22 protein-coding genes are annotated in these 23,968 nt (G+C 57.6%); 12 read left to right on the top strand and 10 right to left on the bottom strand.

The window, feature by feature from the left end; translation table 11 throughout:
• Nucleotides 1–20 precede the first annotated feature (20 nt).
• From gap to secG, 4 genes are all read left to right on the top strand, one after another.
• Nucleotides 21–1,028: a type I glyceraldehyde-3-phosphate dehydrogenase gene (gap, locus tag MHK05_RS00110; RefSeq protein ID WP_239204020.1), complete on the top strand. Its 1,008-nt coding sequence runs from the start codon at nucleotides 21–23 to the stop codon at nucleotides 1,026–1,028.
• Between the two features lie 119 nt (nucleotides 1,029–1,147).
• Nucleotides 1,148–2,365, top strand: coding sequence for a phosphoglycerate kinase (locus MHK05_RS00105; RefSeq protein ID WP_239204018.1), 1,218 nt, complete (start codon nucleotides 1,148–1,150; stop codon nucleotides 2,363–2,365).
• Between the two features lie 37 nt (nucleotides 2,366–2,402).
• A complete protein-coding gene (gene tpiA / locus MHK05_RS00100; RefSeq protein WP_023021498.1) occupies nucleotides 2,403–3,185 on the top strand; it encodes a triose-phosphate isomerase in 783 nt (260 codons plus the stop codon).
• Between the two features lie 183 nt (nucleotides 3,186–3,368).
• The gene (gene secG, locus MHK05_RS00095; RefSeq protein WP_005324856.1) at nucleotides 3,369–3,602 is read left to right on the top strand and encodes a preprotein translocase subunit SecG; all 234 of its coding nucleotides are present in this window, start codon (nucleotides 3,369–3,371) and stop codon (nucleotides 3,600–3,602) included.
• A gap of 151 nt (nucleotides 3,603–3,753) precedes the next feature.
• On the opposite strand, the gene pgl is transcribed toward secG, so the two are convergent.
• The 5 genes from pgl to tkt all read right to left on the bottom strand — a co-directional run bounded on the left by pgl (nucleotide 3,754) and on the right by tkt (nucleotide 10,326).
• Nucleotides 3,754–4,515 (bottom strand): 6-phosphogluconolactonase, encoded by a 762-nt coding sequence (pgl, locus tag MHK05_RS00090; RefSeq protein WP_239204016.1) that lies wholly within the window; start codon nucleotides 4,513–4,515, stop codon nucleotides 3,754–3,756.
• A gap of 41 nt (nucleotides 4,516–4,556) precedes the next feature.
• Nucleotides 4,557–5,492 carry a glucose-6-phosphate dehydrogenase assembly protein OpcA gene (locus tag MHK05_RS00085; protein ID WP_239204014.1) on the bottom strand — a complete coding sequence of 312 codons (936 nt, stop codon included), beginning with the start codon at nucleotides 5,490–5,492 and terminating at the stop codon, nucleotides 4,557–4,559.
• 14 nt (nucleotides 5,493–5,506) lie between these two features.
• A complete protein-coding gene (gene zwf, locus MHK05_RS00080; RefSeq protein WP_023021501.1) occupies nucleotides 5,507–7,039 on the bottom strand; it encodes a glucose-6-phosphate dehydrogenase in 1,533 nt (510 codons plus the stop codon).
• 99 nt (nucleotides 7,040–7,138) lie between these two features.
• Nucleotides 7,139–8,224, bottom strand: coding sequence for a transaldolase (gene tal / locus MHK05_RS00075; protein ID WP_239204012.1), 1,086 nt, complete (start codon nucleotides 8,222–8,224; stop codon nucleotides 7,139–7,141).
• A 29-nt stretch (nucleotides 8,225–8,253) separates the two neighbouring features.
• Nucleotides 8,254–10,326, bottom strand: a complete 2,073-nt coding sequence (gene tkt / locus MHK05_RS00070) for a transketolase (RefSeq protein ID WP_239204538.1) — start codon at nucleotides 10,324–10,326, stop codon at nucleotides 8,254–8,256.
• Between the two features lie 347 nt (nucleotides 10,327–10,673).
• Between tkt and MHK05_RS00065 the strand changes: the two genes are divergently transcribed.
• Nucleotides 10,674–11,618 (top strand): heme o synthase, encoded by a 945-nt coding sequence (locus MHK05_RS00065; protein ID WP_239204010.1) that lies wholly within the window; start codon nucleotides 10,674–10,676, stop codon nucleotides 11,616–11,618.
• Between the two features lie 88 nt (nucleotides 11,619–11,706).
• Here the strand turns inward: MHK05_RS00065 and MHK05_RS00060 are convergent, their stop codons facing one another.
• The 5 genes from MHK05_RS00060 to mptB all read right to left on the bottom strand — a co-directional run bounded on the left by MHK05_RS00060 (nucleotide 11,707) and on the right by mptB (nucleotide 17,341).
• Nucleotides 11,707–12,696 carry a quinone oxidoreductase family protein gene (locus MHK05_RS00060; protein WP_239204008.1) on the bottom strand — a complete coding sequence of 330 codons (990 nt, stop codon included), beginning with the start codon at nucleotides 12,694–12,696 and terminating at the stop codon, nucleotides 11,707–11,709.
• 64 nt (nucleotides 12,697–12,760) lie between these two features.
• A complete protein-coding gene (locus tag MHK05_RS00055; protein WP_239204006.1) occupies nucleotides 12,761–13,789 on the bottom strand; it encodes a COX15/CtaA family protein in 1,029 nt (342 codons plus the stop codon).
• Nucleotides 13,790–13,858: 69 nt separating this feature from the next.
• Entirely contained in the window at nucleotides 13,859–14,623 is a 765-nt protein-coding gene (locus MHK05_RS00050) for an ABC transporter permease (RefSeq protein WP_239204004.1), read from the bottom strand.
• 57 nt (nucleotides 14,624–14,680) lie between these two features.
• Nucleotides 14,681–15,610, bottom strand: coding sequence for an ABC transporter ATP-binding protein (locus tag MHK05_RS00045; RefSeq protein ID WP_239204002.1), 930 nt, complete (start codon nucleotides 15,608–15,610; stop codon nucleotides 14,681–14,683).
• Nucleotides 15,611–15,616: 6 nt separating this feature from the next.
• A complete protein-coding gene (gene mptB / locus MHK05_RS00040) occupies nucleotides 15,617–17,341 on the bottom strand; it encodes a polyprenol phosphomannose-dependent alpha 1,6 mannosyltransferase MptB (protein WP_239204000.1) in 1,725 nt (574 codons plus the stop codon).
• A gap of 268 nt (nucleotides 17,342–17,609) precedes the next feature.
• Between mptB and MHK05_RS00035 the strand changes: the two genes are divergently transcribed.
• Genes MHK05_RS00035 through MHK05_RS00005 form a run of 7 tightly spaced genes read left to right on the top strand, consistent with a single transcriptional unit; the run spans nucleotide 17,610 to nucleotide 23,881 of the window.
• The gene (locus tag MHK05_RS00035) at nucleotides 17,610–18,347 is read left to right on the top strand and encodes a helix-turn-helix transcriptional regulator (protein ID WP_239203998.1); all 738 of its coding nucleotides are present in this window, start codon (nucleotides 17,610–17,612) and stop codon (nucleotides 18,345–18,347) included.
• Nucleotides 18,344–19,783: a Fe-S cluster assembly protein SufB gene (sufB, locus tag MHK05_RS00030; RefSeq protein ID WP_023021511.1), complete on the top strand. Its 1,440-nt coding sequence runs from the start codon at nucleotides 18,344–18,346 to the stop codon at nucleotides 19,781–19,783. Before MHK05_RS00035 ends, sufB begins: the two co-directional genes overlap by 4 nt.
• A 5-nt stretch (nucleotides 19,784–19,788) precedes the next feature.
• Entirely contained in the window at nucleotides 19,789–20,943 is a 1,155-nt protein-coding gene (gene sufD / locus MHK05_RS00025; RefSeq protein WP_239203996.1) for a Fe-S cluster assembly protein SufD, read from the top strand.
• A gap of 29 nt (nucleotides 20,944–20,972) precedes the next feature.
• Nucleotides 20,973–21,731 (top strand): Fe-S cluster assembly ATPase SufC, encoded by a 759-nt coding sequence (sufC, locus tag MHK05_RS00020; protein WP_023021513.1) that lies wholly within the window; start codon nucleotides 20,973–20,975, stop codon nucleotides 21,729–21,731.
• Nucleotides 21,732–21,776: 45 nt separating this feature from the next.
• On the top strand, nucleotides 21,777–23,024 hold the full coding sequence (locus MHK05_RS00015; RefSeq protein ID WP_239203994.1) for a cysteine desulfurase: 1,248 nt from the start codon (nucleotides 21,777–21,779) through the stop codon (nucleotides 23,022–23,024).
• On the top strand, nucleotides 23,021–23,473 hold the full coding sequence (gene sufU / locus MHK05_RS00010; RefSeq protein ID WP_239203992.1) for a Fe-S cluster assembly sulfur transfer protein SufU: 453 nt from the start codon (nucleotides 23,021–23,023) through the stop codon (nucleotides 23,471–23,473). The genes MHK05_RS00015 and sufU overlap by 4 nt, the downstream gene beginning before the upstream one ends.
• Complete coding sequence (locus tag MHK05_RS00005) at nucleotides 23,474–23,881, top strand: metal-sulfur cluster assembly factor (RefSeq protein ID WP_023021516.1); 408 nt, start codon at nucleotides 23,474–23,476, stop codon at nucleotides 23,879–23,881.
• The last annotated feature ends 87 nt before the right edge of the window (nucleotides 23,882–23,968 follow it).

Raw genomic sequence — 23,968 nt, 5'->3', positions numbered from 1 at the left:
ACTCTTTGAGGAGAAATACAGTGACTATCCGCGTAGGTATCAATGGCTTTGGCCGTATCGGCCGCAACTTTTTCCGTGCAGTCGCTCAGGGCGACAACAACCTCGAAGTTGTTGCAGTAAACGACCTGACCGATAACGGTACGCTGGCTAACCTGCTCAAGTACGACTCCGTACTGGGCCGCTTCGATGGCGAGATTACCCATGATGATGAATCCATTACCGTTAACGGTAACCGCATCGTGGTTACCGCGGAGAAGGACCCGAAGCAGCTCAAGTGGGGCGAATACGACGTAGACCTCGTGATCGAGTCCACCGGCCGTTTCACCAATGGCGATGACGCCAAGGCTCACCTCGAGGCTGGTGCTAAGAAGGTCATCATCTCTGCTCCGGGCAAGGAAGTAGACGCAACCTTCGTCTATGGCGTTAACTCTGACACCTACGATCCGGCAAACCACAATGTTATTTCCGCAGCATCCTGCACCACCAACTGCCTGGCGCCGATGGCAAAGGTCCTCAATGACAAGTTCGGCATCGAAAAGGGCTTGATGACCACCGTCCACGCCTACACCGGCGACCAGCGCATCCAAGACGCACCGCACAAGGATCCGCGCCGCGCCCGCGCCGCTGCTGTAAATATGGTGCCTACCTCCACCGGCGCAGCTAAGGCTGTCTCCCTGGTACTGCCTGAGCTGGAAGGCAAGCTGGATGGCTACGCCATGCGTGTTCCAGTTATCACCGGCTCCGCTACCGACCTGACGTTTACCGCTTCCCGCGACGTAACCGTTGAAGAGATTAACGCCGCCCTGAAGGAAGCTGCTGAAGGCGAGCTCAAGGACACCCTCGCTTATACCGAGGACCCGCTGGTTTCCACCGATATCGTAACCTCCCCGCACGGCTGCATTTTTGACTCCGGCATGACCAAGGTCTCCAACGGCAACCTTGTTAAGGTTCTGGGCTGGTACGACAATGAGTGGGGATACACCTCCCAGCTTGTACGTATGACTAGCCTGGTGGCAGACAAGCTCTAAACTTAGAGCTTTAATAATGAGAGTCCGGCCCCGATGCAAGCCTAAACGGCATTGTGTCGCGGTCGGTATTCTTATATCTACAGCCTTGTGAACAATCCGAATTTAAGAAGGAGAAAATAATGGCTTTCCAGACTCTGGATGATCTTCTCAAGGAAGGCGTCGAATCTCGTCACGTCCTTGTTCGTTCTGATTTCAATGTTCCCCTTGATGAAGAAGGAAACATTACTGACCCGGGTCGCATTAACGCTTCTCTTCCCACCATCAAGGCTTTGGTGGAAGGCGGCGCTAAGGTCATTCTGTCCGCGCACCTTGGCCGCCCCAAGGGAGAGGTAAACGCTAAGTACTCCTTGGCCCCAGTCGCTGAAGCTCTGTCCGAGGCTCTTGGCCAGTACGTTGCCTTGGCCGGCGATGTCACCGGCGAGGACGCTCATGAGCGTGCGAACGGGCTCAACGATGGCGATGTCATGTTGGTGGAAAATGTCCGCTTCGACCCTCGCGAGACCTCCAAGGATGAAGCGGAGCGCGGCGCATTTGCTGATGAGCTCGTTGCTTTGGCAGCCGATAATGGCGCTTTCGTCTCCGATGGCTTTGGCGTTGTCCACCGTGCCCAGGCATCTGTGTATGACGTCGCAAAGCGCCTGCCGGCTTACGCAGGCAAGCTCGTAGAAAAGGAACTCTCCGTCCTTTCCACCGTGGCCCAGAAGCCGGAGCACCCATACGTAGTAGTACTTGGCGGCGCCAAGGTCTCGGATAAGCTCGGCGTAATTGAGGCGTTAGCAGATAAGGCAGACGAGGTCATTATCGGTGGCGGCATGTGCTACACCCTTCTGGCCGCCAAGGGCTACAACGTCCAGGAGTCCCTCCTGCAAGAAGACCAGATTGATAACTGCAAGGAGCTGCTCGAACGCTTCGGTGACAAGCTGGTCCTTCCTGTGGATCTCATTGCCGCAAGCAAGTTCGCAGCGGATGCGGAACACCAGGTTGTCGAGCTCGACGGCATCCCAGAGGGCTGGATGTCCCTAGACATCGGGCCAAAGTCTGTGGAGCACTTCGCAGAGGTGCTTGCTTCTTCCAAGACCGTCTTCTGGAACGGTCCGATGGGTGTCTTCGAAATGGAGGCCTTCTCCAAGGGTACTGCGGGCGTCGCGCAGGCTATTATCGACGCCACCGAAAACAACGGCTCCTTCTCGGTTGTCGGTGGCGGCGATTCCGCGGCCTCCGTGCGCATGCTCGGCCTGGACGAGGATGGCTTTAGCCACATCTCCACCGGTGGCGGCGCCTCCCTTGAGTACCTAGAGGGCAAGGAGCTTCCGGGCGTCTCCGTCCTTGAAGCCTAAAATCTGCTGAGTCACTTGCTAAAAGAGAGGAAAAATCATGGCACGTACGCCACTTATCGCAGGTAACTGGAAGATGAACCTCGACCACGTCGAGGCTATCGGTTCCGTTCAAAAGTTTGCGTTCTCCCTGCCTAAGGACTACTACGAAAAGGTCGACGTGGCCTATATGGTCCCGTTTACCGATATTCGCACCATCCAGACGCTGGTAGAAGGCGACAAGTTGCAGATCACCTACGGCGCGCAGGACATCTCTAAGCATGAGTCTGGCGCCTTCACCGGCGAGGTATCTGGTCAAATGCTAGCCAAGCTCGGCTGCAGCTGGGTAGTCGTGGGACACTCGGAGCGCCGTCAGTATCATGGCGAGACCGATAAGCTCGTCGCAGAAAAGGCCGCCGCAGCCTTGGATAATGACATTAGCCCCATCGTGTGCGTAGGCGAGCCACTGGCCGTTCGCGAGGCCGGTACTCACGTGGACTACGTGGTTAACCAGACCCGTAATTCTTTGGCTGGCCTTAGCGCTGAGCAGCTTGCCAAGACCGTCATTGCTTATGAGCCGGTCTGGGCCATTGGTACCGGCAAGGTAGCCTCCGCAGACGACGCACAAGAGGTTTGTGCCGCCATCCGCGAGCTCGTGAAAGAGCTCGCCGGTGACGAGGTAGCGGAAGGCATTCGTATTCTCTACGGCGGTTCCGTCAAGGTTGATTCCGTTGCGGAGATCGTCAGCAAGCCAGACGTAGACGGCGGCCTCATCGGTGGCGCCTCCCTGGTGGGCGAAGAGTTTGCCAAGTTGGCTGCCAACGCAGCTAATGCCCTGAACTAACAGGAGATATCACCTGTCACAGGTTCGCGTTCGGCGCGGGTTGGAATGGTTCCGGCCCGCGCCATCGTGTACAGTGGGCCGGTGTGACTGCTTTGCTGGACGCAAAGCCTAAAAGTACGATTCCGCGCTAGTGGGTGGCAAGAGTCAACCACAAGGCGCACGTTAGAAATAAGGATTATCCTCATGGTCTTGGCACTGGAAATCATCTTGGTCATCGCAGCTATTTTGATGTCCATCTTCGTGCTGCTGCACAAAGGTAAAGGCGGCGGCCTGTCCAGCCTCTTCGGCGGTGGCGTGCAGTCGAACCTTTCCGGCTCGACCGTCGTGGAAAAGAACTTGGATCGCTACACCGTGGTGATGGTTATCATCTGGCTGGCCTGCATTGTGGGCCTAAACCTGATCCAAGCCTTCGCTTAAGCGAAAAGCCAGGATAGCGAAAGCGCCGGCACTAGCTTCCTACCACTAATTTTCCTAGGGGATCTGAAAGTGGGGAAGCGGTGCCGGCGCTTTTCGATTGGCGTCAGGCGCTAAAAGCAATGTGCCCGCACGCACACTGCGGATTGCCTGCTTATATCTCGGAAGCAGCGTCATCGGCAAGGAAGAGAACGGTTTCCTTCCTACCGTGTACGCCGGCTGCCGGCCATTCCTCGGCCGCAGCGCCCTTTACCACGTGCTTGGCCGCTTCCGACTTGGCTTCGCCGGCCACAAGGAGCCAAATGCGATCGGATTTATTGACCGCCGGAAGGGTGAGGGTAATGCGCTCGCTGGGCGGCTTTGGGGAATCGTGGACGGGAACAGCTAGTTCTTCTTGCTCCCGAATAGCGGAGGAATGCGGGAACAAGGAATTAATATGGCCCTCCTCACCCATGCCTAGTAGGTGTAGGTCGAAACCATGAGGGGCAAATTCCTTCAACTCTGGTTCATATGCGCTTGCCGCTGCTTCCATAGACACCGCGCCCAGATCAAAACCGTGAATATTTTGGTTTGGGATATCTACGTGGTTGAGCAACGCATTGCGCGCCTGGCCCTCATTAGAATCTGCGTCGGAAACGGGTACATTGCGTTCGTCGCCGAAGAAAACGTGAACACGCGACCAATCGATGCGCTGAGCAGGAAAATTTTCACCTTGCTGCTGTGCGGCGAAATCCAAACGGGCCAACTCGTGGAGAACGCCAATTCCGGCTCCGCCGCCAGTGAGGACAACACGCGCGACACCATCGTCGTGGAGGCCGCCACCCGATGCTTGGATACGCGCTACGGTATCCACGAATTTCAGTGCGGCCTGGGAGATAAGGTCATCCACATCGCTCACGCGGTGAAGAGTTACCATTATGTATCGCTATCCTTTACAAAGATTCAGATTAAAGCCGTTTACTGATTACTGTAGTCTACCTGGGCTAGTGCACGGAGCGCTTGTGCATAGGTTTTATCGGCATCCAAATGGCGCAGTTCTTCAGAAAGCACCTCAGCTTGTGAGCGCTTATTGAGGCTCACCAAGGATTCCGGCGAACCCGGAACACACACACGCACCGTGCGCTCGTCAATGACATCGACGTCTACGTGGGTTGTCTCCCGATTGAACCGCAAATGAGTCACTGGGAAGTGGTCCTCCTCGGAGTCGGCCACTGCGCGATGTACGGGAACTGCCAAGCGGTCGAGCAACCATCCAGCGGCGAAATCCGGGGCTGGGTGGCCGGCCGGACCTGCTACCTCTACCGACTTCACCGGCTCGTGGGGATGACGGTCCAAGGCGGAGGCAACGACACCGCGCCACAAGGTGATGGCAGCCCAAGACATATCGGAATCACCCGGCGTGTACCCGGCAGATAAGGTGCGAAGATCTTCGCCGGTCACGCGTCCGTCAAAGGCAACGTTAGTTATGCGGCGCTGCGCCAACTTTCCCACCGAGCTGGAGGCAGGGTCCGGTGGGCACAGAGTAGGCCACCAAGCGACCAGCGGGGTATCAGGTAGTAGCAGCGGCGTGACTACTGCTTCGTCTTGGTTTGCCAAAGCACCGTGCAACTTCATGATGACCATCTCGGAGGCACCTGCTTCGCCGCCCACGCGTAGCTGTGCATCAAGGTGGGTTTCGACCTGCGGGTCTCCCGTTACTACGACCAACACACGTGACGGGTGCTCGTGGGAGGCATCGCGCACGGAAGCGAGAATGCTTTCAAGGTCATCATCCTCACGGGCCGCCACGATTAGAGTGAGCACTCGGCCGGTAGTCAGGGTGTAATGTTCTTGCGCCTCTACTAACTTCTTGGAGATTTCACGCGTAGTGGTATTGGGCAATGGAATAATCATTGTCTGCGTCCCTCCTATGGGCGGCGCCAGGAGTGACCCCGGCGACGCAGTATTTTATCGGCGGATTCTGGTCCCCAGGTGCCAGCGCGGTACTCCTCGGGCTGTCCTGCTTCGGCCCAGTAGTCGATGATGGGGTCCAAAATCGACCAGGAAAGTTCTACCTCTTCATTGGTGGGGAATAGCGAAGACTCGTCCAAGAGGGCATCCAAGATCAATCGCTCATAGGCCTCCGGGGATTCCTCGGTAAAGGCCTCAGCGTAGGCAAAGTCCATATTGACGTCGCGCACCTCCATAGTGGAGCCGGGCACCTTGGAACCAAAGCGCATGGTGACACCCTCATCCGGCTGCACGCGGATAACGACCGCGTTTCTGCCCAGCGCATCGGTTTGACCATCGACGAATGGCTGGTTAGGAGCCGCCTTGAAAACTAGCGCAATCTCGGTCACTCTGCGGCCTAAGCGCTTGCCCGTCCGCAGGTAGAAAGGTACTCCTCCCCAGCGGCGGGAGTTGACTTCCAAGGTACAGGCAGCGTAGGTCTCCGTTGTGGATTCCGGATCGAAGCCTTCTTCCTCGCGCAACCCCTTGACAAACTCGGAGCCTTGCCACCCCGCGGAATATTGGCCGCGAGCAGTGGTCTTATTCAGAGGGTGAACGGCATGGGTAGCGCGCAAGACCTTTACCTTTTCAGCCCGCAATTCTTCCGGCTCGAAGGACGACGGTTCTTCCATCGCGACGAGGGCCAAGAGCTGCAAAAGATGGTTTTGGATGACGTCTCGAGCTGCGCCGATGCCATCATAGTAGCCAGCGCGACCGCCTAGGCCGATGTCTTCAGCCATGGTGATTTGGACATGATCGATATAGTGGGCATTCCACATAGGCTCAAAAATCTGATTTGCAAAGCGCAAAGCCAAGATATTTTGTACCGTTTCTTTGCCCAGATAGTGGTCGATGCGGAACACCGCGGACTCAGGAAAGACAGCGTTGACAATCTCATTGAGCTTGCGTGCAGATTCCTGGTCATGGCCGAAAGGCTTTTCAATGATGACGCGGCGCCATGAGTCTGCAACGGAGTTGGCCATGCCCACCCGCTCCAGCTGGTGGCAGATATTGGAGAAAAACTCCGGTGGAACGGAAAGGTAATATGCCCAGTTGCTGCCGGTTCCTCGCTCTCGGTCTAGCTCGCCCAAGCGGGCGGAGAGGCGATCGAAGCCGGCATCATCGAAGGAACCTTGGACAAATTCGATGCCCTGCGACAGGTGCTGCCAGACATCTTCATTAAATTCGGTGCGCGAGCCCGCCACTACAGCTGACCGAACGTAGTCACAAAATGCGACCTTGTCCCAGTCACGGCGACCATAACCCACCAGGGTAAAACCAGCGGGCAAGAGACCTCGGCTCGCTAGGTCGTAGATTGCGGGCAGTAGCTTTTTATATGCTAGGTCACCGGTAACGCCGAAGATGACCATGCCCGCGGGTCCTGCGATTCGCGGCAATCGCTTGTCGCTGGCATTGCGCAAGGGGTTGACCCAAGCGGCTGAGTCGGTCACGAAGAATCCTTCCTGAGTTTATGGGCTTTTAGCTCGCTAATATTCTAGCGGCAGAATGCCCCGCCGAATTTTCGGCGGGGCACAAGTCACACGGCTAGTTTACGCGAGTCGTTCCTCGATGGAAGCAAGTAGTTCATTCCAAGCGGCAACAAACTTTTCTACTCCCTCGCGCTCTAGCACGGCAAAGACATCGTCGAAATCAATGCCAACCTCGTTTAGCTGGGCAAAGACGCCTTCTGCCGTCTCGCGGCTGTCCGATAGGGCATCTCCGTGAAGATTGCCTTGGTCGAGAACCGCATCGATGGTCTTTTCCGGCATGGTGTTGACCGTATGCGGACCGGCTAGCTCAGATACGTACAAGGTGGCTGGGTAATCGGGATTTTTCACACCGGTCGAAGCCCACAATGGACGCTGAAGGTGGGAGCCTTCTGGCAAGTCGGCGTCGTCAAGCAAAGTGTCCTGGAAGAGGGCATAGGCGCGCTGTGCATTGGCGACGCCCGCCTTGCCCCGCAGTGCTAGGGCTTGCTCGCTGCCAATGGCCTCCAAGCGCTTGTCTACTTCGGTATCCAAACGGGAAACGAAGAAGGACGCTACGGAGTGGATAGTTGTGACGTCCTTTCCGGACTCGGCGGCACGCTTGAGACCGGTACAGAAGGCCTCGATGACAGCGCGGTAGCGTTCCACAGAGAAAATGAGGGTGACATTGACACTGATACCTTCCGCCAGGGCATCCTCAATTGCTGGGAGGGAGCCGGTGGTGGCTGGAATCTTGATCATGACATTAGGGCGATCGACCTTCGACCACAGCTCACGGGCCTGTTCGAGTGTGGCGGTAGGGTCATCCGAAATTCGCGGATCGACTTCTATGGATACACGGCCATCTGCCCCATCAGTGGAGGAGTAAATATCCGCAAAGAGGGCACACGCATTTTGAACGTCTTCAATGGCAAGGGCGTATACCGCTTCATCGGCGCTGGCCTTTGACTCCTTTAGCGTTGCCAGCTCGGCGTCGTAAGCGGTGCCATTGGTCATCGCCGCAGCGAAAATCGCTGGGTTGGTGGTCACGCCCACAATGGACTTGGTCGAAATGATTTCCTTGAGGTTGCCGGAAACGAGACGCTCGCGAGAAAGATCATCAAGCCAGGTCGAGGTTCCCAGCTGGGCAAGTTCCGAGATATGGTTCATGCTTTATCCTTATCCAGTCCTGTTAGGGGTTACTTATTCGCGGCGGCTAGGGACTCCTGTGCCGCCTCAACTACCGCTGCAGTGGTGAATCCAAACTTTTCAAAGAGCTCGCCTGCAGGAGCAGATGCGCCGTAGTGCTCAATGGAGATGCTGCGGCCAAAGGAACCGGTGTACTTATGCCATGACATTGCATTACCGGCCTCAATAGAAACGCGCGCCTGCACCTTGCTGGGGAGCACAGATTCGCGGTAAGCGTCATCCTGCTCATCAAACCACTCGAGGCAGGGTGCGGACACAACGCGGGTCGCCGTTCCAGCTGCCTCTAGCTCCTTCGCGGCAGCGACAGCCAGCTGCACCTCAGAGCCTGTAGCAAGAAGGATGACCTCTGGTGTCTCCTTGGACTCTTCCACCAGAACATAGGCACCGCGGCGGACGCCGTCATGCGCCTTTTCCTTGGTGCCTTCCAGCACTGGTAGTCCCTGGCGGCTCAGCGCCAGGCCCTTAGGCGCGGCCTTGTACTCAAGGGCTGCCGCCCATGCCTGTGCAGTCTCGTTGGCATCCGCAGGGCGGATAACGGACAGGTTGGGAATGGCACGCAGGGCAGAAAGAGTCTCTACTGGCTGGTGGGTAGGGCCATCTTCGCCCAAACCGATGGAGTCATGGGTCCACACGTAGTAGGTATCGGTCGACATCAGGGAACCCAAGCGCACAGCCGGGTACTGGTACTCGGAGAAGATAAGGAAGGTGCCGCCGTAGACGCGGGTATTACCGTGCAGGGCAATACCGTTCATAATCGCAGACATTGCGTGCTCGCGAATACCGAAGTGCAGGTTGCGGCCATAGGGTTGAGCCGACCACATATCGGTAGTAATGGCCGCGGGGCCGAAGGAATCCGCGCCCTTGATCACGGTGTTATTAGAACCGGCAAGGTCGGCAGAACCGCCCCACATCTCCGGCAGAGAAGCAGCCAAGGCCTGGATGGCGGCTTCAGAAGCCTTGCGGGTTGCCAAAGTTTCGCCTGGTTCCCATTCCGGTAGATCAGCACTGAAGTCTTGCGGCAATTCGCGCGCATTCATGCGGTCAAAAAGTGCCTTACTCTCCGGATTAGCTGCAGCCCATGCGTCGAACTTTTCTTGCCACGCAGAGTGTTTTTCTGCGCCGCGCTCGCGCAACATGCGGGTGTGCGCAATGACCTCATCATCGATGTGGAAGCTGCGCTCCGGATCAAAGCCCAAGACTTCCTTGGTGGCAGCTACCTCGTCATCGCCCAACGCAGCACCGTGGACACCGCCGGTATTCATCTTATTCGGGGCAGGGTAGCCGATAACCGTCTTTACGCGGATGAAGGACGGACGATCGGTTTCTGCTTGAGCAGCCTTGACAGCAGCCTCAATGGCTACGACATCTTCTCCGGATTCCACCGTTTGGACGTGCCAGCCGTAGGCCTCATATCGGGCCACCACATCTTCATTGAAGGCAATATTTGTATCGTCTTCAATAGAGATTCGGTTATCGTCCCAGAAGACGATCAAGTTGCCCAGCTTTTGCGTGCCAGCCAGAGAAGAAGCCTCCGCGGTAACGCCTTCTTGTAGGTCGCCATCGGAGGCGATGGTGTAGATGTAGTGATCGAAGGGGGATTCACCAGCAGGGGCTTCTGGATCGAAAAGGCCGCGCTCCTTACGCGCCGCCATGGCCATTCCAACGGAGGACGCTAGACCTTGGCCGAGGGGGCCAGTGGTGATTTCAACACCGTCGGTGTGGTGGACCTCGGGGTGGCCTGGGGTGCGTGACCCCCACGTGCGCAGCTGCTCGAGGTCTTCCATTTCCAAGCCAAAGCCGCCCAAGTAGAGCTGGATGTACTGGGTAAGGGAAGAGTGGCCGACCGAAAGTACGAAGCGGTCGCGGCCAGCCCAGTGCACGTCAGCGGGATCGTGATTAATGACCCGCTGGTAGAGCGTGTAGGCGAGGGGAGCGAGTGACATTGCCGTGCCGGGGTGACCGGAACCGCACTTTTGTACCGCGTCGGCGGCTAGTACTCGCACGGTGTCGATAGCGCGGGTGTCAAGCTCCGACCAATCCTCCGGATAACGGCGCTCAACCATAGTTTGGAGCTCTGGGGACAACTTATCTTTCGACACGAAAAGCCTCGCTTACGTCTAGGCAAAAAGTACTTAACTTTATTAAGTCTAGTAATTTTTTAGCCGGCGGTGCGCAATTATAGAAAGCCAGGCATAACCGGTATGCTGGCATGGCTAAGCGGTGCACGCGAGCACGCAAAAGCGTGTGCCAAATCTAGCGGACATGGGTCTGTAACCTCTCGCGCCTGCGCCGAAAAATGTGAGTGAGAGAACTGGAACTTTTTCACGGGCATGTGCGACCGCTAGGGGTGACCGCGCGCAGGATACGTGCGAGGCACAGTTCACCAACGTTCAGATAGTGGAGGAATTCCTTGGAGACCATCAAGGCCTATTTTGCGCTAACGAAACCGAGGATCATTGAGCTCCTCCTCGTGGCCGCAATCCCGGCGATGCTCCAAGCGCAGCGCGGCGTGGAGGCCGTTTCAGACAATATCTGGCTTATCGTGTCGACCATTTTTGGCGGTTGGATGGGCGCTGCCGCCGCCCACACGTTTAATAACGTCGTGGACTACGAGCTGGATCAAAAAATGCAGCGCACGAGAGCCCGCCCGTTGGTAAGGGCCAAGATTTCTAAGCGAAACGCAGCAATTTTCGCCTGGGTAATGCTCATCCTTTCCGTGCTGTGGCTGGGCCTCCTTGCCCATTCTTGGCTCGCAGCTTTCTTCGTCGTGTTGACGAACTTCTTCTATGTCTTCGTCTACACCAAGTTTTTGAAGATGCGCAATGCGCAAAACATCGTCTGGGGCGGCCTCGCAGGCTGTATGCCGGCCATGGTTGGCTGGGCCGTAATTCGGGATAACGCCCCAGCCGGAGAGCCTGACCGCTGGTGGCAGGCAGTGGTGCTCTTCCTCATTATTTTCTTCTGGACTCCGCCGCACACATGGGCGCTGGCCATGAAGTACAAGGAAGACTACCGAAAAGCCGGCGTGCCGATGCTGCCTGTAGTGGCAGGCGAAGCGGAAGTCACTCGCCAGATCGTGTGGTACACCGTGGGAACGGTGATCGTGACCCTACTCATCGTCCCCGCAGCATCGTGGATCTACTTGGTCGCAGCGCTTGCTTCGGGTGCGGTATTCCTGTGGATGGCTATCCGTTTGCATAAGGGAGTTAAAAATGGCGCCAAGGTTAAACCGATGCGCTTGTTCATTTACTCCAATAACTACCTTTCGGTGCTCTTTATCGGTTTGTCCATCGACGCAGTCTTAGGCTGGGAGCCCTTGGGCCGGATGCTGGGCTGGTCGGCCACGTTATTCTAACTGTGCCCCATTCCAAGAGCGGGGCAAAAAGAGCGCGGGAGAAGCAGTGCTGCTTTTCTCCCGCGCTCTAGGTGTAGGTGGGTGAAACCTAGTCCTTGTCCCCGTCTCCGTCGCCGTCTTGGACGCGCAGAACGATGGAGCCGGTAGTCTTGCGCTCCTGCAGGTCGCGGTGAGCCGCAGCGGCTTCTGCCAAAGGATAGGAGGCCGTGACGTTAAAGCGTAGGTCGCCGTCCATGACAGCTTGGACGACTGCTTGGGCGCGCATTTGAAACTCGCCTTCTTGTGCCGTCCATGCGCCGATGGAAGGCCGCGTCAGGAAGATGGACCCATGCTTGTTCAGCAGCTGTGGGTCGATAGGCTCAACCGGGCCAGAGGCGGCACCAAAAAGCGCGACGGTGCCGCGTGGGCGTACTGCCTCTAGCGATTCCTGGAAGGTAGCTTTGCCGACGCCGTCATAAACCACGTCGACGCCCTTGTCACCGTTGTAGCGGCGAACTTGCTCGGCGAGCCCCTCGCCGTAGCGAAAAACCTTATCCGCCCCGGCCGCGTAGGATAGTTCTTCCTTTTCGTCCGTGGACACGACCGTATAAACGGTAGCACCTAGCGACGATGCCATCTGGGTGAGGATTTGCCCCACGCCGCCGGCACCGGCGGTAATCAGGCAAGAAGCACCTTCGCCCAATTGATAGACCCCGTGCGCTAGATAGTGCGCGGTAATGCCTTGGAGCAACATGGATGCTGCGACCTCAGGTTGGAAATCGTCTGGGACTGCCACCAGTCCCTCGCGCGGGACGCAGACCTTTTCGGCGTAGGAGCCGAAGGCCTGGTTCCACGCCACCATTGTGCCTTCCGCAATTTCTCCCTTTGGATCGTGGACGACTCGCCCAGTACCTTCGAATCCGGGAATGAAAGGGGCGGTCGCATTATAGATACCCTCACGGTAATAGGTATCGATGTAGTTGACGCCGGCCATGATGACGTCTACCAAGACCTCATCGTCATTCGGGGTGGGGGCGGGAACTTCGGTATAGCGAAGTACTTCTGGTCCGCCGGTTTCTGTGACCTGAATTGCGTGCATATAGCCAGGCTAGCGCAAAAAGCCGGCCGAGTGCAGGACTTCGGCCGGCTGGTTGCGCTGCGCGTTAAGCCGTCACGCGTGCTGCTTCTAGCGAGGCTTGGCGTGCGGCGTACTTTTCATCGCCGCTAGGGGAGCCGGTGATGAGATCTGCGGTGCCATCGGTACGGCGTACGCCGTGTGCCCACAGTAGTGCGGTATAGGCCGTGACAAAGGAGGATAGCCCAATGTGGAAAGGAACAGTCCAGCGCGGAATGCTCATATAGAACTGGTAGACGCCTACGGCCCACTGGATAAGGATGCAGGCGATGAGGACCCAGCCCGCCTTCTTCGCGTCCTGTGGGGCACGGTTCTTATAGAGCAGGAAGATGGTAATCACGGTAAGCGTCAGGTAGGCGTACATGCACATGGCGTGGGTGACGGCCATGGCTTCGGTATCCACCTGCAAGCGGCCTTCCATTCCGACCCCGGAATCGCCAGAGTGGACGCCCGAACCGGTAACCATAGTGCCGGTGATAAGGACAATGCTGAGGGCAACGGTAGCGACTGCAGCGAGTAAGCGAATCGCCTGGGGGAATCGTGCTCGTGGCGTTCCGTCATCGGGTTCCAAGATGCGGGAATAGAGCATTGCCGCCAGCCATACCAAGAGCATTGATGGCAGGAAGTGCAGTGCTACAGACCACCAGCGCAGGTCGAGATGGACAGAAATTCCGCCAATGACCGCCTGTAGCACAATGCCAGCGACATTGAGCCATGCATACACCTTAAGCTCTGTGCGCCGACGTGCCATGCGCATGGCGATGACGGCGGCTACCGCCGCAGCGGTGACGACGAACGTGAGCAGGCGGTTACCAAACTCGATGGCCTGGTGCAGTGCAGGAGCGGCGCCTTCCATGGGGACAAGGGAGCCAGGCTGGCACTCGGGCCAGGTAGGGCAGCCGAGTCCCGAGCCGGTCACGCGGACAATGGACCCAGACACGGTAATGCCACCCTGGCATAAGAGAAGGATGAGCGCGATGAGGCGCTGTTGCTGCAGCGTAGGGGCGGCTTCTTTAAAGAAGCGCTTGATTTTTGTCCAGTAATTCACGCATAGCATCCTACTAGTCGGGAGATTTTGGGCATAAAAATTCCTCTTGTTTCGGGCGGAACCGGACAAAAGTCACATTTAGCCCTCGAAGCGGAACCAACGGACCGCTGCGAACGACGCCACGGCGAGCCAAGCTACCAAGGAAATAAGTTCGAGGCCGGGGAAGGTGGAATTGGAGGCGTCGGTAAGTGCGCCAGCCAGAGCGACGGTGGGGACCACGTTGAGGATGCCATTATCGCCCAATCCCTGGGAGTATAGGGTCCACCCGACCACGCCGAGGAGCAGGAACCAGATGAGGTTGGCCAGCGCGAGCACCATCTCTGAACTAAGCGTGCCGCCAAGCAGTAGCCCCATGGCGGTAAAAGCCGCGACGCCAAAGAAAAGGGAGAGGAGCATGAGCAACACCCCACCCGCGCTGATACGCAGACCCAAAATGAAGGCGGCTATGCCCAAGACAAGGATTTGGAATACCACCATCGTGAGCACGCCGAGGATTTTGCCGCCGATAATGGCCCATGCCGGCACCCCGGATGCCCCGGTGCGCTTGAGGGCCCCGTAGCGTCGGTCAAAGGCAAGTGAAATAGCTTGACCTGTAAAGCCCGCAGAGGTGGCCGCAACTGCAAGCACCATGGGGAAAACCTCGTGCAGGCCGTGCTTGGTAACGGACTCCAAGTGGGCCGCACCAATGAGGATGGCCAGTGGAATGATGACGCTGAGCAGTTGCTGCTCGCCGTGGCGCAGCATGAGCTTAGCTTCCATCGTGCCTTGCGCGAGCAGCATAGCGCCGGCGCTGGTCCGCTTGGGGGCGGGAGTAAAGGTCCCGGGTTTAAAGGTGGTGCTCATAAATGGCTTCTTTCCTCGACACAATGAATTGAATATTTTCCCAAGATGGGATTGCAGCTAGCTGCGCAAGTGGCGGCCCGTGAGGTCAAGGAATACCTCTTCCAGATTGCGGTGGGCCGCATCTAAGTACCGCAGTAAGACTCCTTGGCGGGCGAGCTCAGCGCTGAGCGTGGCGATGGTCTCGGGAGTGCCGGCTTGGCTCAAGCGGTAATGCAGGGGACGGGATTTGGTGGCATTAATCCCCGCCGCAGCTAGGGCCTCCATATCTACGTCGATGTCGGTGCTGAAATTAAGCCCTGCCGATTCCGTCTGGGCGGTAAGTTCTGCGGGGGTGCCGTGAGCTACCAGCTGACCATGATCCATGATGGCCAAGCGGTCTGCCAGCGACTCCGCCTCATCCATCAGGTGGGTGGTTAGAACGATGGTTACGCCATCCCGCTGCAGGGCTCGGACTAGGTCCCAGACCGCCAACCGGGATTGTGCATCCATGCCTGCCGTAGGTTCATCCAGAAAAACCAACTCGGGTCGTCCGATGATAGCCAAGGCGAGGGACAGGCGTTGCTGTTGTCCTCCAGATAGCCTGCGATAAGGGGTGCGAGCCACCCCCTCAAGCCCCAACGTTTCTAGTAGCCACTGCGGGGAGAGAGGCCGGGCGCTGTATCGGGCAGAAAGCTCCAGCATTTCTAGCACGCGGATGCCGGAATAGGAACCGCCGCCTTGGAGCATGATACCGACCTTTTCTCGCACCCTATCTGGTTCGGTACTTGGGTTTAGCCCTAGGACGTCGATGGTGCCGCTGGTGGGATGGAGAAAGCCCTCTGACATTTCAATCGTCGTGGACTTTCCGGCACCATTGGGGCCAAGGAGACAAAAGACCTCGCCCCGGGCAACGCTGAGGCTAAGGCCGTTTACGGCAGTGGTGGAGCCAAACTTCTTCACCACGTTGTCCAAGGTTAGGGCTGGGCGGTCGGCTGAAATGGAATTCACGTGGCATTAGTTTAGGACACGGATTCCGCTGCGCCGCACTGCAACCCACCACAGGGTGGCGATAGCAGTGAAGGCACAGGCGGCTGACACGTAGACCACAGTGATGGTGCTGGGGGGAAGGCCGAGACCGCGCGGCAGCACAAAGAAGCTCATCGCTGCGGAATAGGCTACGACGCTGAAGCGGAAAATGAGCCTATTAGCCCACGCGGCCAAAGGTAGTACGGCCCATAGGATGTACCACGGATGGACGACGGGGAAAAAGATAACCAGTACTAAAGAGGCGATGCCGAGTCCTCCCACGGGGTGGATGTGGCCGCGCAAGGTGGCAAAGAGCATGCGGGCCATGAAGGCTACCGCCACGAGAACACCAAAGGTGCGGGTGACTGTGAGAATGGCTTCGGTGTGGTCGCCAAGGCCTAGGAGCATTCCGATAAAACCGGTACCTACGCCTACGGCGGTGGACGTAGAAAGCCACGAGCGAATGGACGCCGCCCCGCCTTGCCCGGTAATCCACCCCAAGCTAATGCCGGTGCAGACGCTAATAAGAGCAACGGTTGCTACTAAAACGATTATTTGCAAAGCGATGGCGTAGGCCAGGGCCTTCCAGCGTGCCGTACCGTGTGCGTTGATGAGGCGGCGAGCGTAGGCCATGCCCACAAAGCCCAGCCCAATAAAGCCAGTAACCTTGACCATTCCGGCACAGGAAAGGCAAAAACCGGAAGCTACCAGGGCTAGGTAGGCACTGCGTCGGGAGGCATCCAGCTTGTCGACGCCGCGGAGACCCAGTTCCATGCCCACCAATAGCAAACCCAACATGATGGACTCATTATGGATTCCGCCCACTAGATGCAAGATGGTCAGCGGGTTGAGGATGCCGAGCCACAGTGCAGATTCTGGAGATACCCGGCAGCGCCGCGCGAGACAGCTTATGGCCCAACCAGCAACAATAATCCCGGCGATGGACAATAGGCGATGGGTGATAACGCCCAAGAGGATGGAGTTAGAAGTAACCGCGCTGACCACAGCTGCTAGGCCGAGTGCTACCGGGCCATAAGGGGAAGGGGAATTAGCCCAGATAAACGGCACGGAGCGGGCGAGCTTATTACCTGCCCCTAGCAATTGAACGGGCCCGGCAGAATATGGATCCATGCCCTGTGCCACGATGGAACCATTAGCCAAGTAGGAGTAGATATCTTGGGTGAATAGCGGGGCGGTAAAAATCAACGGGATGACCCACCCCGCCCAGGTTTGCCACAGTTGATGCGTGGTCACCAGACGGCGAGCACCCGCTGGGGCGGTGGCCTTGTCCTGAGGTTGGCGCAAGGGGGTTCCGACAAAGGGGGCGAGGAACACCCAAGCGGAGACCAATAGGCCTACTCCCACCATTACTATGGCGGAGGAGGTTTGCAGCATGCGGGACATCAAGGAGCCGAAGGGCACGTTGTCGTAGGGATTGCCCACCACGGGGAGTGCGCCGGCGCCTAGGGCGCCGAACGCAATGAGCAGGGAGCCTACCGTGCCTACCCAGCGCAGAATGAAAAATGTCCGCCACTGTGCTGTGGTGGTGCGCTTGAGGCCATCCGCATTGGCGGGGACAAAATCAAACCGAGAATCAGGTTCGGCGGCCCCCGTGTCTTCGGCGTGTAACCGTGCCGACCGGGAACCAGCGGTACCCAGCTGCGGCAGCTCTGCCTTCACGCCAGAAAATAAGCCGCGGATTTTGCCTGTCATGGCATATGACTTTACGCGAATCAATTGCTTAAACCCCAGCGGGCCCGCCCACATCGTGGGCAGCACGGTCGAGTCGGGCCGTTAGGGGAGTGTTGCCACCCCCGTGCCACGCCGAAGTTTGGCCAATGGTGGCATTCCGGAATGAATTAAGGAACACTAGTGTTGTCTAATATTGAAGGCGCTGTTGAACTGCGGCGAGCATCCCGGAGCTACGGGAGGACGTTGCGGGGCGGCAGTAAGTGTCTGAAGCGCGAAGGGAGGTCCCAGCATGAGCAGTCCGCAACGTAGTGTGGCTACGCCGAAGCCGGCGAAGGAATCCCGCACCACGGATGGTGATACCCGCCGTCAAGTTATGCTGTTGCTGTTGAAAGACGGGCCCGTTACCGCTTCCCACTTGGGTGAACGCCTTGGCCTTTCTGCTGCCGGAATTCGCCGGCACTTAGACAACTTGGTGGAAGAGGAACTGACGGAGGTCGTGCGCCGCCGCCCCGCTCCCCGCGGCTCTGCGGTCAGCGGTTCTGGTCGCGGGCGACCAGCCAAATACTTCCGCCTCACCGATCGTGGCCGCGCACAATTCGGTCACGCTTATGATGATCTGGCCTCAGAAGCCCTGACAGCTTTACGCGCGGTCGGCGGGTCCGAGGCCGTCAAACACTTTGCCAAAGTCCGCTTTGAGCGCCTCGTGGCAGATGTTCGGCCTCTGATAGAAGAGGGCGAGTCTGTTGAAGACGTGGCTCGCAAGCTGGCCGAGGTCTTGGATGAGCACGGGTACGCCGCCACGGTGGACCGCGCCGGCCAAGGAGTGCAGATCTGTCAACACCATTGTCCGGTCTCCCACGTGGCGGCCGAGCATCCAGAGCTGTGTGAGGCGGAACAGGAAGTCTTTTCTGCTTTATTAGGCAAACACGTACAGCCTTTGGCTTCCATTGCTGGAGGTCACGGAATCTGTACCACTAACATCCCCTTGACACCCGTTAATACAAATACTGAAAGGAGCGAGTCATGACCCAGGCACAATCGGCACCCGACAACAAGATGACCGATGATGAAATCATTGATTCCATTGGTGCATATGAGTACGGCTGGCACGACTCGGACGCGGCTGGTGCTTCTGCTCGCCGCGGCTTAAACGAAGATGTAGTACGCGATATTTCCGCCAAGAAGGGCGAGCCAGAATGGATGCTTAACCAGCGCCTAAAGGCTCTCAATATCTTTGATAAAAAGCCCATCCCCACGTGGGGCGCGGACCTATCTGGCATCGATTTTGACCAGATTAAGTACTACGTGAAGTCCACCGAGGAGCAGGCCCAGACGTGGGAAGACCTCCCGGATGACATTAAGGCCACTTACGATAAGTTGGGCATTCCAGAGGCCGAAAAGCAGCGCCTCGTTGCAGGCGTGGCAGCCCAGTACGAATCTGAGGTTGTCTACCACCAGATTCGTGAGGACCTAGAAAGCCAGGGCGTTATCTTCGTCGATACCGACACTGCGCTGCGTGACTACCCAGAGCTCTTCAAGGAGTATTTCGGTACCGTCATCCCCGCGGGCGATAATAAGTTCTCCGCGCTGAACTCCGCCGTGTGGTCGGGTGGCTCCTTTATTTACGTGCCAAAGGGCGTGCACGTGGATATTCCGCTGCAGGCTTATTTCCGCATCAACACGGAAAACATGGGTCAGTTTGAGCGCACCCTCATCATCGTTGATGAGGACGCCTATGTGCACTACGTCGAGGGCTGTACCGCACCTATCTATAAGTCTGACTCTTTGCACTCTGCAGTAGTGGAGATCATTGTGAAGAAGGGCGGCCGTTGCCGCTACACCACCATTCAGAACTGGTCCAGCAACGTCTACAACTTGGTGACCAAGCGCACCAAGGTAGAAGAGGGCGGCACCATGGAATGGGTCGACGGCAATATTGGTTCCAAGGTCACGATGAAGTACCCGGCAGTGTGGATGACCGGACCATATGCAAAGGGCGAGGTCCTCTCCGTTGCTTTTGCTGGTGAGGATCAGTTCCAAGACACCGGTGCCAAGATGACCCACATGGCCCCGCACACCTCTTCCAATATCGTTTCCAAGTCGGTGGCACGTGCCGGCGGTCGCGCCGCTTACCGCGGCTTGGTGCAGGTCAATCAGAACGCGCACCATTCCACTTCGAACGTCGAATGCGATGCGCTGTTGGTCGACAACATCTCGCGTTCGGATACATATCCGTATAACGACATCCGTAATGACCACGTCACGCTGGGCCATGAGGCAACCGTTTCCCAGGTTTCTGAGGAGCAGTTGTTTTACTTGATGTCCCGCGGCATTGCGGAAGAAGAAGCAATGGCGATGATCGTGCGTGGCTTCGTTGAGCCGATTGCTAAGGAGCTGCCGATGGAGTACGCCCTCGAGCTCAACCGCCTCATCGAACTGCAAATGGAAGGATCGGTCGGCTAAAGAAAATGGTCGCTTCGAACGAATTCAATCCGGATAAGATCACCAAGGGTGATGTCTTTACCTCCACCAACGTGGAGGACTTCCCGGTGCCGCACGGCCGTGACGAGGTCTGGCGCTTTGTTTCCCTGCGCAAGCTCCGTGGCCTGCATAATGGCGACTTTGCTGAGGCTGTAGCCCAGGATGTCACCGTGAGCGAGCACCAGGGCGTAAGCTCCGAGACCGTCGCTCGTGAGGATGAACGATTGGGTCGTGTAGGTACCCCGTCTGATCGTGTCGCGGCACAGGCATGGACCTCCATGCCAGAAGGCCAGGTTGTCACCATCGATGCAGAGGCTCAGGTCGAAGAACCCGTCGTCATCACCTATACCGGCAGGGGAGAGGGCGTAACGTCCTTTGGCGCCACCTCCATCGAGGTAGGCCACCACGCCGAAGCTACCGTCATTTTGAAGTATGTCGGCTCCGGCACCCACGCGGATAACGTCGAGTTCATCGTGGGCGATGGTGCTCACTTGACCGTTGTCGTTGACGTTGACTGGGAAGACGATGCGGTTCACCTGTCCAACCACGTTGCCCAGCTCGGCCGCGATTCCGTGCTACGCCATAACTCTGCCATTTTTGGCGGCGAAGTAGTACGCATCGTGCCGCGCGTGAACTTCACCGAGCAAGGTGGCGACGCAGAGCTATTGGGCGTGTACTTCGCGGACGAAGGCCAGTACTTTGAGAACCGCATGCTCGTGGATCACTCCGTTCCTAACTGCCGCTCCCATGTTCTTTATAAGGGCGCGCTGCAGGGTACTAAGCAAAATGAGGCCCGCACCTGCTGGGTGGGCGATGTTCTCATTCGCTCCAATGCACAGGGCACTGATACCTACGAGACCAATAACAATCTGATCCTGACCGAGGGCGCTCGCGCGGATGCAATCCCTAACCTGGAGATTGAGACTGGTGAAATTACCGGCGCTGGCCACGCAGCCACCGTTGGTCGCTTCGATGACATTGAGTTGTTCTACCTCATGTCTCGCGGCATTCCAGAGGCTGAAGCCCGCCGCCTCATCATCCGTGGCTTCTTCAATGAGGTCATCCACCGCATCCCGGTGCAGTCCCTGTCTGAGGAATTGGAAGACCGCATTTCCGAAGAACTGGAAAAGATCTCCGCCTAAAGCTTTCATAGAAGGAAACCACACACATTATGTCTACTCTGGAAATTAAGAACCTCCACGCTCAGGTGCTGCCGACGGAAGAAGGCGGCGAGCCGAAGGAAATTCTCAAGGGCGTCAACCTGACCATCAACTCTGGCGAGATCCACGCCATTATGGGCCCGAACGGCTCCGGCAAGTCCACCTTGTCCTACACCATCGCCGGCCACCCAAAGTATGAGGTCACCGAGGGCGAGGTGCTGCTCGACGGCGAAAACCTACTGGACATGCCCGTCGATGAGCGCGCTCGTGCCGGCCTTTTCCTGGCCATGCAGTACCCCACTGAGGTCCCAGGCGTAAAGGTCTCCCAGTTCATGCGTTCCGCCGTCACCTCCATCCGTGGTGAGGCACCGAAGCTGCGTGAATGGAATAAGGAGCTTACCCAGGCCCGCGAGAACCTGAAGATCGATAAGTCCTTCATCTCCCGCTCCGTTAACGAGGGATTTTCCGGTGGCGAGAAGAAGCGCCATGAGGTTATGCAGCTGGATATCCTCAAGCCAAAGTTCGCAGTGATGGATGAGACGGACTCCGGCTTGGACGTTGACGCCTTGCGCATCGTTTCTGAGGGCATCAACAGCTACCAGAAGGAAACCAATGGTGGCATTTTGATGATTACCCACTATAAGCGCATCCTGAACTACGTGAAGCCGGATTTTGTCCACGTCTTCGCTGATGGCCACGTCATCAAGACCGGTGGCGCTGAATTGGCCGATCAGCTCGAGTCTGACGGCTACGACCAGTTCCTCAAGTAAGGACCGGCCACCGGCCGGTCAACCGAGACTATCCTAAGAAGATTCATGTCTGGATTTGATGTAAACGCAATCAGGGAGCAGTTCCCGATTCTCCAGCGCACCGTCCGTGGTGATAAGCCTCTGGTGTATCTGGATTCAGGCGCTACCTCCCAGCGCCCGCTGCCGGTGTGGAAGGCGGAAGAGGAGTTTGTGTTGCACACGAACGCTCCTGTTCACCGCGGTTCCTACCAGTTGGCGGAAGAAGCCGATGATGCCTATGAGTCCGCGCGACAGGCTATCGCCGCGTTCGTAGGCGCGGACCGCGATGAAATCGCCTTTAGCAAAAACGCCACCGAGGCCCTGAACGAGGTTGCTTATGTGCTTAGCGACGAACGCGCGGGGGACCTCTACGTAGGCGAGGGCGATACCGTTGTGATCACCGAACTGGAGCACCACGCTAACTTGGTGCCGTGGCAGGAGCTTTGCGCTCGTACCGGCGCTACGTTGAAGTGGTACTCCATGACCGAAGACGGTCGCATCGATCTCGACTCGCTCGAACTCGATGAATCCGTCAAGGTCGTTGCGTTTACCCATCAGTCCAATGTGACCGGTGCTGTGGCGGATGTGGATGAGCTGGTACGCCGCGCCCGCGCGGTTGACGCCATGGTTGTACTCGACGCTTGCCAATCCGTACCGCACATGGCGGTAGATTTCCACGCCTTGGATGTGGACTTCGCGGCGTTTTCCGGTCACAAGATGTGTGGCCCCAGCGGCGTTGGTGTCCTCTACGGCAAGGAGGAGCTGCTCAAGAAGCTGCCGCCTTTCTTGACCGGTGGCTCCATGATTGAGATTGTCAAGATGGAAGAGACAACCTTTGCCGAGCCGCCGACACGCTTTGAGGCAGGCACGCAGATGACCAGCCAGGTAGTAGGCCTCGGCGCCGCGGTGAAGTTTTTGGAAGAAGTGGGCATGGATAATATCCACGCGCACGAAAAGAAACTTACGGAGCGCGCACTGCGCCAGCTGAAGGAAATCCCGGGCCTGCGCATCATCGGCCCGGAAACCACTGAAAACCGCGGCGGTGCCATTTCTTTCACCGTGGACGGCGTTCACCCGCATGACTTGGGCCAGGTCCTCGATGACCACGGCGTGTCCATTCGCGTTGGCCACCACTGCGCGTGGCCATTGCACCGCGCCTGCGGGGCACAGTCCACCGCCCGAGCCAGCTTCTACCTCTATAACACCGAGGAAGAAGTAGATAAGCTGGTGGAAGCAATCAAGGCCGCCCGCGAATTCTTTGGAGTTGCCTCATGAACCTAGATTCCCTGTACCAGGACGTCATCCTGGACCACTACAAGAACCCGCAGCACGCCGGACTGAGGGAGCCTTATCAGGCTGAGGTTCACCATGTGAACCCGTCCTGCGGAGATGAGCTGACCCTGCGCGTGCGTCTTTCCGATGACGGCAAGACCGTTGAGGACGTCTCCTATGACGCGGAAGGCTGTTCCATCTCGCAAGCTTCTACCTCGGTTATGGCTGAAGAAATCGTTGGGCTACCGCTCGCGCAAGCCAATGAGAAGCTGGCCGAGTTTGAAAAGATGATCACCTCTCGCGGCCAGGACGAGGGCGATGAAGACCTCATCGGTGATGGCGTAGCCTTCGCCGGAGTGTCCCAGTACCCAGCGCGCGTAAAGTGTGCGCTCCTCGGATGGAAGGCCTTCCAGGCTGCTTCCGCCGATGCACTAACAGAAGTGGAGAGCTAGATGACTGATCCGGTAGATCCTTATCAGAACGAGAATTCCTCTTTCTCCGGCAGCGGCGAGCGACCGGAGCAAACCGAAGAGCAGATTTCCAAGGCCTTTGACGTCACCGAATTTATGCGAGACGTCATTGACCCTGAGCTCGGGATCAACGTTGTTGACTTGGGCCTTGTCTATGATCTGTGGTTCGAAGAGGACAATGGCAAGGAGATCGTCATGATTAATATGACGTTGACCTCGCCGGCCTGCCCATTGACCGATGTCATTGCTGAGCAGGTGGAAGACATCGTCAAGGCCAATAAATTGGCCGATGCCGTCCGTATCAACTGGGTATGGATGCCACCATGGGGTCCGCAGATGATTACGGAAGAGGGCCGCGAGCAACTTCAGGCCCTCGGCTTCGCGGTTTAAATCGCGTCCTACGCACACGCCTCCAGCAGCGCATTTCCCGGTCTAGGGAGACAGTTGTTGGGGGCGTTAGCGCGTCTTAGCGTCGGC

Origin of the sequence: Corynebacterium nasorum (assembly GCF_022347325.1) — a bacterium.
Lineage (GTDB): Bacteria > Actinomycetota > Actinomycetes > Mycobacteriales > Mycobacteriaceae > Corynebacterium > Corynebacterium kefirresidentii.
This window is presented reverse-complemented; position numbering and strand designations above follow the sequence as displayed.